Below are 15,040 nucleotides of genomic sequence, written 5' to 3'. Positions count from 1 at the left end.
GGCTCGGCCCGTTCCGCCCGCCCGAACCCGGCACCCGAGCCCGCGTCCGAGGCCCCGGACACCGGTGCACGGGACGGCGCCCTCGGCCGCCGTCCCGCGCCGCTACCTCCCCGCGAGTACGAACCAGCGCGCCGGCAGGTCGATGCGGGTGCCGTCGGTGAGGTGTTCGGTCTGCGGCAGGACGGTGTCGCCCTCGGCGAGGACGGTCAGGCCGGCCTCGCCGAGCAGGCGCGGGATCTCGCCCTCGTCGGCGTCGGCGGGCTTGAGGTGATGGTGGAAGACGCGCTGGAGCTTGGGCGGCGGGCCGGACGGCTCGGCCGCGGCGCGCTTGAGGACGTCGCGGGAGGCGGGGGTGAGTTCCACGACGAAGGCGCGGCCCGCGCCGCCGAGGAGCGTGGCGACGGCGGCGGCGACCGCGGGGCGCGCGGCGGGCTCGCTCTGGTGGATGACCGCCCGCATGTAGACGTTGCAGTCGCCGAGCCGGTCGTGCAGGGCCTTCACCGCGTCGCTGTCGGTCAGGTCCAGCTGCTCGAACTCCACGGGCGCGTCACCCGCGGCGCGGCGGGCGTGCTCGACGGCCGCCTGCGAGAGGTCGACGCCGACGGCGCGGGCGAACCGGGTGGCCAGGTAGCGGGTCTGGGTGCCGTTGCCGCAGCCCAGGTCGACTATGGTGCGGGCCGGGTCGGCGTGCGGCAGGAGCAGCGCGGAGTGCGGCTCGGCGGCCAGCGAGGCATCCGAGTCCCAGATCGCCTCGCCCGGAGCGTCGGAGGTCTCGCTCCAGTAACTCTCCCAGTTGCCGCGGTAGTTGTCCGAAACGTTCATGCACTCTCCCACGATCGGTTGCCATGATCGGGATATCGTGCGGGCCGGGCCGCGGGCAAGGGTCGGGCGGCCACCTTCACCGGACGTACCGGCATCACCCCTGGTTCAGCGGCTCGCCGTGACCGACTGTTCGAACCAGACCGTCTTACGGTGCCCGGTGGCGCTCGCGCCCCATTCGCGGGCGAGCCTGCTGACCACGCGCAGTCCGCGGCCGTACTCGTCCCGGGGGCCGGCGGCGATCATCGCGGGCAGAGCGGGCTCGTCGTCGGTGATCTCGAACAGCAGCGCGTCGGTGCGCACCACCCGCAGCCCGACCCGGTCGCCCTCGGCGTGCTGCACGGCGTTGGAGACGACCTCGCTCACCAGCAGTTCGGCGGTCTCCACCGTCTGCGGCAGCCCCCAGGCGAGGAGTTGCTCGCGGACCAGGCGACGGGCCCGGCCCACCTCGCGGGGCTCGTTGTGGAGCCACCACTCGGCGACGTGCTCGGCGGGTATGCCGTTGAGGCGGGCCATCAGCAGGGCGACGTCGTCCTTGCGGCCGCCGCGGGTGTTGAGGGCGCGGATGATGGTGTCGCAGGCGGCGTCCATGGAGGCGGCGGGATGCGCGGCGGACTCGCAGAGCGCGGCGAGGCCCTCCCCGATGTCCGAGCCGCGCACCTCGACCAGGCCGTCGGTGCACAGCACCAACCGGTCCCCGGGCGCGACCCTGATCCGGGCGGCCTCGAAGGGGACGCCGCCGACACCGATGGGCGCGCCGGTGGGCAGGTCGAGGAGTTCGCTGCTGCCGTCCTCGGCGCGCACCACCACCGGCGGGATGTGTCCGGCGTTGGCCAGGGTGACCTCGCCGCGGATCGGGTCGTAGACCGCGTAGAGACAGGTGGCGAGGTAGTTGTCGCCGAGCCGGCGGGCCAGGTCGTCCAGGTTGCGCAGGAGCTGGACCGGCGGGGTCTCCATCGCGGCCATGGTCTGCACGGCGGTGCGCAACTGGCCCATCATCGCCGCCGAGTTGAGGCCGTGGCCCATGACGTCACCGACGACGAGGGCGGTGCGGGAGCCGGGCAGTTTGATGGTGTCGAACCAGTCGCCGCCGATCCGGCCGAGCCGGGTGCCTGGCAGATAGCGGGTGGCGACGTCGCAGCCGGCCATCCGCGGGGTGACCTGCGGGAGCATGCTGTCCTGGAGGGTGTCGGCGACGTTCTCCTGGTACGTGTACATGCGCGCGTTGTCGAGCACGAGGCCCGCGCGGGCGGCGAGTTCGGCGCCGGTGGTGCGGTCCATGTCGTCGAACTCGGGCCGGTCGGGGCGGCGCATCAGCACCATGAAGCCGAGGACGACGTTGCGCGCCTTGAGCGGCACGATCAGCAGGGAGCGGCCGCCGATCAGCGGTCTGAGGTCGCGCTTCTCGAACTCGCCGGAGATGCGCTCGGACAGCTCGTCGGTGACCTTCGGGATGAGCACCGGCTCGCCGGTGACCATGCACTTGTAGAACGGGGTGTGTTCGGGGAAGGCGAAGGCCTCGCCGGCCGGCACGGTGTCGTCCCAGCGGCCCGGTTCGTCGTTGTGCTCCACCCAGACGCGGAACATGACGGTGCTGGCGTCGGGCGGGCCGTCCGGGAAGCCCTCGCCCGCGAGGACGGCCGCGCGCAGATGGGTGCCGGCGAAGTCGGCGAAGCGGGGCACGGCGGCGCTGGTGACCTCGCGGATGGTCTCGCCGAGGTCGAGGGAGGAGCCGATGCGGGAGCTGACCTCGTTGAGGAATTCGAGGCGTTCGCGGACGGCCGCGTACTCAAGGTCCTGTTCGGCGCCGGCCGGGGCGCCCGTCAGGACGGGCGTGCGCTGTCGCGGCACGCGAACGGCCTCGGCGGGGACGCGGCCGGGGCGGCGGGGCACGCCCCAGTACGGGGTCACCGGGACCCGCTCGAACCGGCTGAACTCCAGGACGGGGTAGCCGAGGTCGAGGACCTGGGAGACGACGCGGGCGCTGAGGCCCGGACCCATGTTGGGCAGGATCTCCGGCAGCCGCCGTTCGAGTTCGTCGAAGGCGGGCAGTTCGGTGTGGCGGGCGAAGCCGGGCGCGATCCGTTCGGCGGTCTCGTCGTCGTAGCCGCGCTCCTCGCGCAGCCGGGTGGCGTCGGCGGCGAGCACCAGCAGCCGGGCGGGGCCGGGGCCGACCAACGGGTAGGCCCACCAGAGCACGTCGAGCCGCTCGCGGTCGGGGTCCGGCTCGCGGTCGGCCGCATGCGGCTCGCCGTCGGTCTCCCGGTGCCGGTGCGTGAAGAGGCGGGCGCGGCCGGCCGTGGCGAAGGAGGTGTGTCCGCCGAGGGAGGCCTCCAGGTCGGGGCCCAGGTCGTCGTCGGCCGAACCACCGTAAGCCGCCTCGCCGTTCGGCCGCCCGCCGTACGGCTCGTACGCCTCGTCCGCGTCCGGTGCCGAACCGCTCTGGAGCTGGTCCGGGAGCGCGCCGGAGACCGGGAGCAGATCGCCCGCCGGGCGCCCGACGGCGTCCTCGCGGGCCACGCCGAACAGACGCCGTGCACCGCTGCTCCAGTGGGACACCAGGCCGTCGCGGCCCACGACGATCACGGCAAGCGGAATCCGGCCCGCCTCGGTGTCGCCGGCGCCGCGCCCGGGAGCCGTGCCCCGCTCGCTGCCACGGTCCATGACCCAGGCCCCTTCTCCCCACGGCTGTTCGCAAACGATCTGTGCCGCCCGCCACTACCGTACGGTGGCGGCCGGTGGCGATGTGTGGCAATCCGGGAATTGGTTTCACATGATCGCACCGGCCGGCGGACCGGCGACCCGGCGGGCGCCGCCTCAGTCCTCGTGCCCCAGCTGAAGATCCCGTTCCGTGCGGCCACCCCCCGCGACCTGCAAGACCGTGGCGACCGGCGGGTAACCCGCGGCGATGACCGTGTACTCGCCCGAGGACAGATCCACGAACCGGAAGGCGCCGTCGGCCCCTGTGGTGAGGGTGTCCACGACGTTGCCCGCGGCATCCAGAAGCGTGACACGGGCGTCCTCCACGGGCCGCCCCCCGCTCGCCCGTACGACGCCCCGCAGCACGGCCCCGCCCGCGAGTTCGACGTCCTGCCGGGTCTCCCGGGACGCCTGCACGCTGACCGGAAGGGCGGCCGGGCGGAAGGCGGGGGCGCTGGCGGCGAGGGTGTACTCGCCCGCGACCAGCTCGGTGATGACGTAGCCGCCCTCGCGGCCGCTGCGGGTGGTGGCGACGACCTCGCCGTGGACGTTGGTGAGCGTGACGGTCGCGTCCCGCACCGGGCTGCCGTCGGCGGTGAGCACGCTGCCCGCAAGGCGGCCGGCGCCGCCGAGGACGACGTCGAGTTCGACGGGCCGCTCCCCGACGGTGACGGAGACGGCCTGCGGCTGGTGGCCACCGGCGGCGGCGATCAGGACGTACGCCCCGGAGCCGGGCGTGCTCAGCGCGTACCGCCCGTCGTCGCCGCTGGCGCCCCGGCCGATCTGCCGGCCGGTGACGTCGATGAGGGTGAGCGCGGCGCGGGGCACCACGGTGCCGTCGGTGTGCTGCACCGTGCCGCACACCGGGATTCCGGCGGCGTGCGGCGAGCGGCGCGGGGTGGGGGTCCCCCCGGCCGAAGGCTGGTGGCGGGGTTGCGGGACGGAGACGTCGAAGCTGTCGGGGTCGGATTCGGTGGTGTGGTGGGACACCAGTGGTTTCTCCTTGAGGAAGAAGGCGACGAGGAGGCCGAGGACGAGCACCGGGACGAGGTACAGGAAGACCCGGGGCATGGCGTCGGCGTACGCGCGGACGTAGGCGTCGCGCAGGGCCGGGGGCAGGGCGTGGACGAGCTGTGGGGTGAGGGACTCGGGGTCGGGCAGCCGGGCACCGGCGCTCGGGGGCAGTTCCCGGCGCAGGGCGTGGCCGAGCCGGTTCGCGAAGAGGGTGCCGAAGACGGCGGCGCCCACGCTGCCGCCGATCTGCCGGAAGTAGTTGGTGGCACTGGTGGCGGTGCCGAGGTCGGCGGGGCGCGCCGAGTTCTGCACGGCGAGGACGAGCACGGGCATCACCATGCCGATCCCCGCGCCGAGCACGGCCATCCAGATGCTGTACTCCAGCCGGGAGGTGCCGGCGTCGAGGCGGGACAGCAGCCACATGCCGGCGACGGAGACGGCGCTGCCGAGCACGGGGTAGAGCCTGTAGCGGCCGGTGTGGGTGATGAGCTGGCCGGACAGCAGGGAGGCCACGACGATGCCGGCGGTCATGGGCAGCATCAGCAGCCCGGAGCCGGTGGCGCTGGCCCCGTCGACCATCTGCAGGAAGGTGGGCAGATAGCTGGCGGCGCCGAACAGGGCGACACCGATGACGAGGCCGACCAGACCGGTGACGTTGAAGACGGAGTCGCGGAACAGTCGCAGCGGGATGACGGGTTCGGCGGCGAATCGCTCGGCGACGAGGAAGAGCACGGTGGCGACGAGCGCGCCCGCGCCGAGGCCGAGGATCTGCCGGGAGCCCCACGCGTATTCGGTGCCGCCCCAACTGGTCAGCAGCACCAGACAGGTCGAGGCGGCGGCGAGCAGCAGGGCGCCCGCCACGTCGAGGCGGCCGCGGACTTCCGGCTTCGGCAGCTTGAGGACGGCGGCGACGACGGCGAACGTCACCAGTCCGAAGGGGACGTTGACGTAGAAGCACCAGCGCCAGGAGAGGTGGTCGGTGAAGTAGCCGCCGAGCAGGGGACCCGCGACGGAGGCGACTCCGAAGGCGGCGCCGATCAGGCCCATGTAGCGGCCGCGCTGCCGGGGCGGCACGATGTCGGCGATGATCGCCTGCACACCGATCATGAGCCCGCCCGCGCCGACGCCCTGGAGGGCGCGGAAGGCGATCAACTGGTCCATGCCGCCCGCGCGTCCGGCGAGCGCGGAGCCGAGGACGAAGACCGCGATGGCGAAGAGGAAGACGCTCTTGCGGCCGACGAGGTCGCCGAGCTTGCCGTACAGCGGCAGGCCGATGGTGGAGGTCAGCAGATAGGCGGTGATCGCCCAGGACATCCGGTCCAGGCCGTGGAGTTCGCCGACCACCTTGGGCAGGGCGGTGGCGACGATCATCTGGTCGAGGGCGGCCAGCAGCATGGCCAGCATCAGCCCGAGGAAGACCAGCCGCACCCGGCGGGGGCTCAGGGAGGGGGCGGGCGGCGGGGCCGCGGGGCCGGCCGCCGCGGATTCCGCCGGGGTCTCCTCCCCGGCGGCCGCCTCGGGCGCTTTCCGGGCAGTCGGGAGCACGAGAGTGTCGTGATCCACCGGAGTCGTCCCGCCCACGTGCCGCTCCCCTCGTCGCCGTCTCGCGGCTGCCGTACCCGTGCAATTTCTCGCGCGAGGCGACAACTACGAACAACTGCGGTGAGTTACGGGGCGGTTCCCGGTGGGCGGGACTTCCACTCGAACCGGTGAAGGGAGGCAACGCCCCTTCACCGTCCGGGGGTTGGGACTACTTCTCGACCTCGGTGGCGAGGCGGGCGAGCACGGCGTCGTAGATGCGGCCCAGGCCCTTGGGGGCGAAGGTCCGCTCGAAGAAGCCGCCGATGCCGCCGGCGCCCTTCCAGGTGGTGGTGACGACGACCCGCGCCCTGCCCTCACCGGCGGGGGTGACCCGCCAGGTGGTGACCATGGAGGAGTTGCGGTCCTTCTCGACCAGCTCGCCGTCGCTGGGCTCGCTGACCTCCAGCAGGCAGTCGCGCACCCGCTTGCTGGTGGCCTGGAGCTTCCAGTGGACGAGGGTGCCCTCGCCGTCGCCGCCCTCGCGCACCTCGTACTCGCTGAACTGCTCCGGCAGCAGCTTCTGCCGGGTGCCGCGGTAGTCGGCGAGGGCGTCGAGCACCTTCTCCGCGTCCGCCGCGACGACCCGCTCCGTAGTGGCCTCGACCTGCGCCATTGCGTTCCTCCAGGACCTGATTGCTCGGGGTTGGGAAAAGCCAACCACCCCGGGTCCCGGCCGCCCAAATCGGGGGCGCGTCGGGGTGCGCACGATCATGGGAACAGATGTTCTATTGTGTCGGACGAGTGCTACCGAGGAGGGGTCATGCGCTGGGACAACCTCACCGACGAGCCCGTCGAACACGGCCGGGCCCCCGACGCCGCGCTGTTCGGCGCGGACGCCGTGACCACCCGAACGTTCGACACGCCCGAGTTCCGCGGCATCACCTTCCACGAGGTCCGCGCACGCTCGGTGCTCAACCGGGTGCCGGGCGCCTCGCGGATGCCGTTCGAATGGACGGTGAACCCCTACCGGGGTTGTTCGCACGCCTGTGTGTACTGCTTCGCCAGGAAGACGCACGGCTACCTGGACCTGGACACGGGCATCGGTTTCGACACCCAGATCGTGGTCAAGGTGAACGCCCCGGAGGTGCTGCGCCGCCAGCTGGGCTCCGGCCGCTGGCGCGGCGACCACGTGGCGATGGGCACGAACGTGGACTGCTACCAGCGGGCCGAGGGCCGCTACCGGCTGATGCCGGGCATCATCTCCGCGCTCACCGAGCACGCGAACCCGTTCTCGATCCTGACCAAGGGCACGCTGATCCTGCGCGACCTGGACCTGCTGGTGCGCGCGGCCGAGGTGACCGACGTCGGCATCTCGGTCTCGGTCGGCTTCCTCGACCCCGCCCTGTGGCGCACCGTGGAGCCGGGCACCCCCGCTCCCGAGCGGCGCCTGGACGTCGTACGCACCCTCGGGGAGCACGGCATCGGGTGCGGGGTCCTGATGGCGCCGGTGATCCCGTTCCTCGGCGACCGTCCCGAGCAACTGCGGGCCACGGTCGAGGCCATCGCGGCCGCGGGGGCCACCTCGGTGACCCCGCTGGTCCTGCATCTGCGGCCCGGCGCGCGGGAGTGGTTCATGTCCTGGCTCGCCGACCACCACCCGCATCTGGTGCGCCGTTACGAGCGGATGTACGCCGGCGGGTCGTACGCGCCGACCTGGTACCAGCGCCGGATCACCCGTCAGGTGCACGAGCTGGCACGGGAGTGCGGCATCGGGCCCACGCGCGCGGGCGAGGCGCGCCGGATCCGCCCGGCCGGGCCCGTGCCGGTGCCCGAGCCGACCCAGCTGACTCTGATGTGAGGCCCCGCCGGGAGCGTTCGAGGGCTTCGCGCGGGCAATTGGGTCAACTATCGGCGGAACGCGTTCCGCGAAGGGCCCGCATCGGGACGATGCGGCGAGGACCGTGATCTCGCGGTTCGCTCGACCTCTCCGTCCCGGGAGGACCCATGAGAAGACGCGCAGCCGTCCTGTGCGCGGCCGCCGCCGTCCTGGCCGGCTCGGTCACCGGCGTCCCCGCACAGGCCGCCGCGCCCGCGCCGCTCGCCTGGAAGAAGTGCGCCACCCACGACTACCCGACGCTCCAGTGCGCGTCGCTTCAGGTGCCGCTGGACCACGCGAACCCCTCCGGCCGGCGGATCACGCTCGCCCTGTCCCGCGTCCCGCACACCGCGCCGGCCTCCGAGGGCCCGCTGCTGGTCAACCCGGGCGGCCCCGGCGGCAGCGGACTCGCCCTCGCCGGGTTCGTGGCCTCGGCGCTGCCGAAGGACGTGGCGGCACGGTACGACGTCGTCGGCTTCGACCCGCGCGGGGTCGGCCGCAGCAGCCCGGCCCTCGACTGCGCGCCCGGCCATTTCAAGCCGGTGCGCCCGGACACCGTGCCGGACACGCCCGCCCTGGAACAGGCGAACCTGGAGCGCGCCCGGACCTTCGCCGCCGACTGCGGCAAGCGGTACGGCGACGTGCTGCCGTACATGGACACCGTCAGCGCCGCGCAGGACATGGACGCCATCCGCGCGGCCCTCGGCGCGCCGCGGATCAGCTACTTCGGCTACTCGTACGGCACCTACCTCGGCGCGGTGTACGCCAAGCTGCACCCCGACCGGGTCCGCAGGCTGGTGCTGGACTCGATCGTCGACCCGACCGGCGTCTGGTACGCGGACAACATCGGCCAGGAGCGGGCCTTCGACGACCGGCACCGCGCGCTGATGGCCTGGATCGCCACGCACGACGCGACGTACGGGCTCGGCAAGGACCCGGCGAGGGTCGAGGCCGAGTGGTACGCGATGCGGACGGCCCTGGCGAAGAAGCCGGCCGGGGGGAAGGTGGGCGCCGCCGAGCTGGAGGACACCTTCATCCCGGGCGGCTACTACAACGGTTACTGGCCCTCTCTCGCCGAGGCGTTCGCGGCGTACGTGCACGACAAGGACCCCGAGCCGCTGGTGGAGGCGTACGACGACTTCGCCGGTGTGGACACGTCCGGCGACAACGGGTACAGCGTCTACACGGCCGTGCAGTGCGGGGACACCGCCTGGCCGCACGACTGGGCGCGGTGGCGGCAGGACGCGTGGGCGGTGTACGCGAAGTCGCCCTTCATGGCCTGGAACAACGCCTGGTACAACGCGCCGTGCGTGTTCTGGCCGACCGGCCGGACGCAGCGGCCGGACGTGGCCAACGACAAGCTGCCGCCGGCGCTGCTCTTCCAGGCGACGGACGACGCGGCGACGCCGTACGCCGGTGGCGTCGCGGCCCACCGGCTGCTGGCCGGCTCCAGCCTGGTGGTCGAACAGGGCGGCGGCAACCACGGCATCACCCTCAGCGGCAACGCCTGCCTGGACAGGTACCTGTCCGCGTACCTGGCGGACGGCACGATCCCCCGCGGCTCCGGCCCGGCCGACGCGGTGTGCGCCAAGTCCCCGGACCCGACACCGCCGGCGTCGAAGGCGGCGTCGACGTCCTCCCGGGGCTCGGTCCTGCACGCTCTGCTGGGCTTCCGGGGCTGAGGACCGGCCGCCGGATCACTGGCGTGGTCAAGTGCCGCTACGACGAGGGGAATTGCCGGCGGGCGGCGCGGTCCGTGATGGGATGGGCTCCATGAGCGAACCGATCAGGATCACCGCCCCCGCAGGTGTCGCGCCCGCGGCCCAGTACAGCCATGTGGTCACGGCGACGGGCCGGATCGTCGCCGTCTCCGGCCAGTTGGCCCTGGACGAGGACGGCAAGCCGGTCGGCCCCGGCGACCCCGTGGCCCAGGCCCGCCAGGTCTTCGAGAACCTGCGCCGCTGCCTGGCCGCGGCGGGCGCGGGCTTCGAGCACGTGGTGAAGCTGACCTTCTTCGTCACGGACATGGCCCACATGCCGGCGATCCGCACGGCCCGGGCGGCCCACATCCCCGACGACCGCCTTCCGGCGTGCTCGGCGGTCCGGGTGGCCGGGCTGGTGAGCCCGGACTTCCTGATGGAGATCGAGGCCCTGGCGGTGGTCCCGGACACCGACCCGGGCACCGCCCGGACCTGACACGCCCCACCGCCCGGACCTGACACGCCCCACCGCCCGGACCTGACACGCCCCACCGCCCGGACCTGACACGTCCCACCGCCGGACCTGACACGCCCGACCGCCCCGCGCCGCCCGCCCCCGCGCCCACGAGTTCCCGGAACTTCGGGGTACCCGGCTCCCATGGTGAATCTTCCAGGACGCAGGGACCGCGACGACGGCGAGCCGGGTCCCCGGGTGCCGTCGCCCGAGGAGGCCGGGCCGGGGCGGGAGGTGGAGGAGCGGGCGCCGCAGTCGCCGGCGCAGCTGCCGAAGGCCGCGTGGAGGGCGGTGTTCAAGGGGAGCCTGAAGGAGTTCAGGAAGGACGAGCTGACCGACCGGGCCGCCGCGCTGACCTACTACTCGGTGCTGGCCCTGTTCCCCGCGCTGCTGGTGCTGGTCGCCCTGCTCGGCATCACCGGCCGCTCGACCACCGACCGGCTGCTGGCCGACATCGGGAAGCTCGCCCCCGGCTCGGCCCGGGACATCCTCACCCGGGCCGTCGAGCAGTTGCAGAACAGCGCGGGGACCGGCTCGGTCCTGGCGATCGTGGGCCTCGTCCTGGCGCTGTGGTCGGCGTCCGGGTACGTCGCCGCCTTCATCCGCACCGCGAACGCCGTCTACGACGTACCCGAGGGGCGCTCGGTGTGGAAGCTGCTGCCGGTGCGCCTCGGGGTCACCGTGGCGCTGATGCTGATCGCGCTGATCTGCTCGGTGATCGTGGTCTTCAGCGGCGGCCTGGCCCGGCGCGCCGGCCAGGCGCTCGGCATGGGGGACGCGGCGCTGACCGCGTGGTCGATCGCCAAGTGGCCGGTGCTCGTCGTCCTGGTCGTCCTGATGATCGCGATCCTGTACTGGGCGTGCCCGAACGCCAAGGTCAGGGGCTTCCGGTGGATCACCCCGGGCAGCTTCCTCGCCCTGGTCATCTGGATGATCGCCTCCGCGGGCTTCGCGGTCTACGTGGCGAACTTCTCGTCGTACAACAAGACCTACGGCACCATGGCGGGCGTCATCATCTTCCTGGTCTGGCTGTGGATCACCAACCTGGCGATCCTGCTGGGCCTGGAGTTCGACGCCGAGACCGCGCGGCAGCGGGCCATCGCCGGCGGCCATCCCCCCGAGTCCGCCGGGCCGTACGCCGAGCCCCGGGACACGGCCAAGTGGGACGCGGACGACGTCCGCCGTATGACAGACAGCTGATCGGCACCCGCGCGCCGGATGCGCGGGAGCGGTGCGCGGGCCGTGCCTCCACTGCTCCTTGTCCACTCCCCCGGCCCGCTGCCAACCTCGGCCTCGGGCCACCGCGAGCACGATGTGTCAACAGTCGGTGACACCGCGCGGTCGGCAAGAGGGGCAAGGCATGGCGATCAAGTCCAGGGGCGTGGTGGCCGCGATGGCCGGTGTGGCGATGCTGGCCGCAGCGTCGGCCGCGACCGCGACGGCGGCGCAGACCTCGCGGCCGTCCGGGGCCGCGGCCTCGTGCGGTACGAGCATCGACCCCAGCACGCGGATCCCGAGCGGCCGTCGGCACAACGGCCCGACCCTGCGGATCGGCGGGGCCACGGTCAAGGTGCGGTACGGCAACGCGAGGCAGGGCGCGCCGTACTACGTGTGGGCGGCGATCTCCGGCGCGGGCAAGGGTGACACGGTCGCGCTGGAGTGGGACGTCGACTACGGGTCGTGGGCGGACTTCGGCGTCTGCTCGGCGACCGTGCACTCGGGCGGCGGCCAGAACACGCGCGCGGTCAAGTACGTGCACGGCAAGGGCTGGCACCTGGAGGCGCAGGCGTGCGGGCGGCACGCCGGGCACCGGGCGTGCACCGCGTACTGGCCCTGACCGCGGCGCGCGACGGCCGTCGGACGAGCCGGAGGTACCGCGGACCACACGCGCCCCAGACCACACGCGCCGCAGGGCGCAGCAGCCGCAGGGCGGCGGGGCCCCGGGGCGGCGGGACGCACGGGCCCCCGGCCGCACGAGCCGCGGGCCTGACGCCGAACCGTCCGGCCCCTCCAGCCCGCCCAGCCCGCCGTCACCCGGTCCGTCTCTCCTTCGGAAGCCTCGCCAGCGCGTGCACCGCCGCCTCCGCGAGCGCCGGATGGGCCAGGGCCTCCGTGAGGACGCGCCGGGCGCGGGCGTCGGCGAGGGCGCCGAGGCCGTCCACGCAGGCGAGGGCGACCCGTCGGTAGGGGTCGTGCGGGCGCAGCCGGCGTTCCAGGGTGGTGATCAGCGCGGGCACCGACTCGGGAGCGCGCAGCGCGACCAGGAGCCGTACCGGGTGCAGGGCGTAGGCGACGCGGAGTTCGTTGGTGGCGAGGGCGGCGGCCGCGCGCGCCGTGCGGGGGTCACCGAGCCGGGCCAGCGCGTACGCGGCGCCGGCGCACCGCGGGGGGTCGCGGTGGTTGAGGAGGAGCACCAGGGACTCGAAGGCGCGCCGGTCGCCCGCGAGGCCGAGCCGGAAGGCGGCCAACTCCCTTGCCCACAGCGGCTGTCCGGGCGCGGTGAGGACCTCGGCCAGCTCGTCGGGGTCCCCGGTCGCCAGCAGGGCGTCGAAGGCCGCCGAGCCCCCCGACTCCTGCCGTAAGCGCTCCGTGAGCGATCGCAACTCTTCGTCCACGGCTTCAGGTTAGGCGGGTCGCGGGGGCAACGGGAGGGACCCGGCGCACAAAGAACCCGATGGGGGCTAGCGCGCTCGTTACCCACCGGTTAAGCTCAGACGAGCGAGCAACCTTCTCGCACCCGCTGGCGACGGTCTGGTGACGCGGCCGTCGCGGGCAAGGAACGGTACCCGTGTGCGCCTCGTGCGCCGGGTACCGCCAGTACGACCCGGCTTCGGGACAGAGCCGGTCGGAACATCGCCGCTGCCGGGCGTGTGCACGCCCGTCGGCACGGCACCCGGGCGTGTGCGCTCGTCAGCCCGGCAACACCCGCACTCCTTTCCGCTTCCGTGGTGCGCCCTTGCGGCGCACCCGGTCGCGTTCCTCGTCGTCACCCTCATCTCTGGAGTCCCGCGATGGCCACTCCCCTGTCCGACACCCCTCTGTCCCTCAAGAAGATCGCCGTCGTCGGCCTCGGCACCATGGGCACCGGCATCACCGAGGTCCTCGTGCAGGCCGGCCGCGAGGTCGTCGGCATCGACATCAGCGAGGCCCAGGCCACCCGGGCGCGGGCCGCCCTGGAGGCCGCCACCGCCCGCTCGGTGGAGCGCGGCCGGCTCACCGAGGCCGAGCGCACCGGCGCCCTCGCCCGGCTGCGCACCTCCACCGACCTGGCCGCGGCGGCCGACGCCGACCTCGTGATCGAGGTGGTCCCGGAGTCGTACGAGGTCAAGCACCAGATCATCCGTGAGCTGGACGGCGTCGTCCGCCCGGAGGCCATCCTCGCCACCGGCACCAACGCGCTGTCCGTGACCCGGCTCGCCGCCGACTCGGCGCGTCCCGAGCGGGTGCTCGGGCTGCACTTCTTCAACCCGGCCCCGGCGATGAAGCTGGTGGAGGTCGTCTCCTCGGTGCTGACCGCGCCGCAGGTCGTCGCGGCCGTCACGGACCTCGCGATCGAGCTGGGCAAGGAGCCCGTCGCGGTCGGCGACCGCCCCGGCTTCGTCGCCGACGGCCTGCTGTTCGGCTACCTCAACCAGGCGGCGGCGATGTACGAGGCCCGCTACGCCTCCCGCGAGGACATCGACGCGGCGATGCGGCTGGGCTGCGGCCTGCCGATGGGCCCGCTCGCGCTGCTCGACCTGATCGGCATCGACACCGCGCGCACCGTCCTGGACGCCATGTACGCCGAGTCCCACGACCGGCTGCACGCCCCCGCCCCGATCCTCAAGCAGCTCAGCGAGGCGGGCCTGACCGGCCGCAAGGCCGGGCGCGGCTTCTACACCTACGAGGCGCCGGGCAGCGCCACCGTGGTGCCGGACGCGCTGACCCCGTCGGCGGACGGTGCCGCCACCCCGGGCCGCGAGGTGCGCTCGGTGGGCGTCGCCGGCTCCGGCACCATGGCGTCCGGCATCGCCGAGGTGTTCGCCAAGGCGGGCTACGACGTCGTCCTGGCCGCGCGCAGCGAGGAGAAGGCCGAGGCGGCGAAGGCCCGGATCGGCAAGTCCCTGGCGCGTTCCGTGGACAAGGGCCGGCTGACCGCCGAGGCGGCCGCCCAGACCCTGGACCGGATCACCCCGGCCGGCTCCTACGAGGCGTTCGCGGACGTCGACCTGGCCGTCGAGGCGATAGCCGAGGACCTGGAGATCAAGCAGCAGCTGTTCCAGGCGCTGGACAAGGTCTGCAAGCCCGGCGCGGTGCTCGCCACCACCACCTCCTCGCTGCCCGTCGTCGCCTGCGCCCGCGCCACCTCGCGCCCGCAGGACGTGATCGGCATGCACTTCTTCAACCCGGCCCCGGCCATGAAGCTGGTCGAGGTCGTGCGCACCGTGCTGACCGCCGACGACGTGCACGCCACGGTCCGCGAGGTCTGCCGGAAGATCCGCAAGCACGCGGTGGACTGCGGCGACCGGGCCGGGTTCATCGTCAACGCGCTGCTGTTCCCGTACCTGAACAACGCGGTCAAGATGGTCGAGCAGCACTACGCGACGCTGGACGACATCGACGCGGCGATGCGGCTCGGCGGCGGGTACCCGATGGGCCCGTTCGAGCTGCTGGACGTGGTCGGTCTGGACGTCTCGCTGGCCATCGAGAAGGTGCTGCACCGCGAGTTCCGCGACCCCGGACTCGCCCCGGCCCCGCTCCTGGAGCACCTGGTGGCCGCGGGCTGCCTCGGCCGCAAGACCGGCCGCGGCTTCCGCGAGTATGCCCGCCGCTGACGGCGTCGGCGACTGGTCCCCCGCGGAGACGGACTGGGGCGGGCTGCTCGACCCCGCCCTGGCTCCCCCGCCCGGCCCTTCG

General features: G+C 73.5%; 11 protein-coding genes. 6 read left to right on the top strand and 5 right to left on the bottom strand.

The annotated features are described in order from the left end of the window. Positions 1–102: 102 nt before the first annotated feature. The 4 genes from ACWDD7_RS06665 to ACWDD7_RS06650 all read right to left on the bottom strand — a co-directional run bounded on the left by ACWDD7_RS06665 (position 103) and on the right by ACWDD7_RS06650 (position 6,727). Positions 103–822, bottom strand: a complete 720-nt coding sequence (locus tag ACWDD7_RS06665) for a class I SAM-dependent methyltransferase (protein WP_351872265.1) — start codon at positions 820–822, stop codon at positions 103–105. Positions 823–927: 105 nt separating this feature from the next. Next, positions 928–3,483 carry a SpoIIE family protein phosphatase gene (locus tag ACWDD7_RS06660; RefSeq protein ID WP_450456586.1) on the bottom strand — a complete coding sequence of 852 codons (2,556 nt, stop codon included), beginning with the start codon at positions 3,481–3,483 and terminating at the stop codon, positions 928–930. A 153-nt stretch (positions 3,484–3,636) separates the two neighbouring features. Further along, on the bottom strand, positions 3,637–6,114 hold the full coding sequence (locus tag ACWDD7_RS06655) for an MFS transporter (RefSeq protein WP_450456585.1): 2,478 nt from the start codon (positions 6,112–6,114) through the stop codon (positions 3,637–3,639). 169 nt (positions 6,115–6,283) lie between these two features. Then, entirely contained in the window at positions 6,284–6,727 is a 444-nt protein-coding gene (locus ACWDD7_RS06650; protein WP_392211879.1) for an SRPBCC family protein, read from the bottom strand. A 147-nt stretch (positions 6,728–6,874) separates the two neighbouring features. On the opposite strand from ACWDD7_RS06650, the gene ACWDD7_RS06645 reads away from it, so the two are divergent. From ACWDD7_RS06645 to ACWDD7_RS06625, 5 genes are all read left to right on the top strand, one after another. Further along, complete coding sequence (locus tag ACWDD7_RS06645) at positions 6,875–7,912, top strand: Rv2578c family radical SAM protein (protein WP_351872275.1); 1,038 nt, start codon at positions 6,875–6,877, stop codon at positions 7,910–7,912. A gap of 146 nt (positions 7,913–8,058) precedes the next feature. Continuing rightward, complete coding sequence (locus tag ACWDD7_RS06640; protein ID WP_450456584.1) at positions 8,059–9,612, top strand: alpha/beta hydrolase; 1,554 nt, start codon at positions 8,059–8,061, stop codon at positions 9,610–9,612. 91 nt (positions 9,613–9,703) lie between these two features. Continuing rightward, positions 9,704–10,126, top strand: a complete 423-nt coding sequence (locus ACWDD7_RS06635) for a RidA family protein (RefSeq protein WP_351872279.1) — start codon at positions 9,704–9,706, stop codon at positions 10,124–10,126. A 162-nt stretch (positions 10,127–10,288) separates the two neighbouring features. Further along, the gene (locus ACWDD7_RS06630) at positions 10,289–11,344 is read left to right on the top strand and encodes a YihY/virulence factor BrkB family protein (protein WP_450456583.1); all 1,056 of its coding nucleotides are present in this window, start codon (positions 10,289–10,291) and stop codon (positions 11,342–11,344) included. A 160-nt stretch (positions 11,345–11,504) separates the two neighbouring features. Next, a complete protein-coding gene (locus ACWDD7_RS06625) occupies positions 11,505–11,981 on the top strand; it encodes a hypothetical protein (protein ID WP_351872284.1) in 477 nt (158 codons plus the stop codon). 193 nt (positions 11,982–12,174) lie between these two features. Here ACWDD7_RS06625 and ACWDD7_RS06620 read toward each other — a convergent pair whose 3' ends face one another. Then, positions 12,175–12,759, bottom strand: coding sequence for an adenylosuccinate lyase (locus ACWDD7_RS06620; protein ID WP_392211873.1), 585 nt, complete (start codon positions 12,757–12,759; stop codon positions 12,175–12,177). Between the two features lie 396 nt (positions 12,760–13,155). Between ACWDD7_RS06620 and ACWDD7_RS06615 the strand changes: the two genes are divergently transcribed. Beyond that, positions 13,156–14,958 carry a 3-hydroxyacyl-CoA dehydrogenase family protein gene (locus ACWDD7_RS06615; RefSeq protein ID WP_450456582.1) on the top strand — a complete coding sequence of 601 codons (1,803 nt, stop codon included), beginning with the start codon at positions 13,156–13,158 and terminating at the stop codon, positions 14,956–14,958. The last annotated feature ends 82 nt before the right edge of the window (positions 14,959–15,040 follow it).

The sequence above is a fragment of the Streptomyces sp. NPDC001056 genome (genome assembly GCF_053598955.1).
Note: the sequence above shows the minus strand (reverse complement) of the source record. Positions and strands in the feature narration are given on the sequence as shown.

What these genes read in the sequence shown, in the direction of transcription:
- ACWDD7_RS06665 (WP_351872265.1), bottom strand. Translation starts at nt 822, where the DNA reads ATGAACGTTTCGGACAACTACCGCGGCAACTGGGAGAGTTACTGGAGC.
- ACWDD7_RS06660 (WP_450456586.1), bottom strand. Translation starts at nt 3,483, where the DNA reads ATGGACCGTGGCAGCGAGCGGGGCACGGCTCCCGGGCGCGGCGCCGGC.
- ACWDD7_RS06650 (WP_392211879.1), bottom strand. Translation starts at nt 6,727, where the DNA reads ATGGCGCAGGTCGAGGCCACTACGGAGCGGGTCGTCGCGGCGGACGCG.
- ACWDD7_RS06645 (WP_351872275.1), top strand. Translation starts at nt 6,875, where the DNA reads ATGCGCTGGGACAACCTCACCGACGAGCCCGTCGAACACGGCCGGGCC.
- ACWDD7_RS06640 (WP_450456584.1), top strand. Translation starts at nt 8,059, where the DNA reads ATGAGAAGACGCGCAGCCGTCCTGTGCGCGGCCGCCGCCGTCCTGGCC.
- ACWDD7_RS06635 (WP_351872279.1), top strand. Translation starts at nt 9,704, where the DNA reads ATGAGCGAACCGATCAGGATCACCGCCCCCGCAGGTGTCGCGCCCGCG.
- ACWDD7_RS06630 (WP_450456583.1), top strand. Translation starts at nt 10,289, where the DNA reads ATGGTGAATCTTCCAGGACGCAGGGACCGCGACGACGGCGAGCCGGGT.
- ACWDD7_RS06625 (WP_351872284.1), top strand. Translation starts at nt 11,505, where the DNA reads ATGGCGATCAAGTCCAGGGGCGTGGTGGCCGCGATGGCCGGTGTGGCG.
- ACWDD7_RS06615 (WP_450456582.1), top strand. Translation starts at nt 13,156, where the DNA reads ATGGCCACTCCCCTGTCCGACACCCCTCTGTCCCTCAAGAAGATCGCC.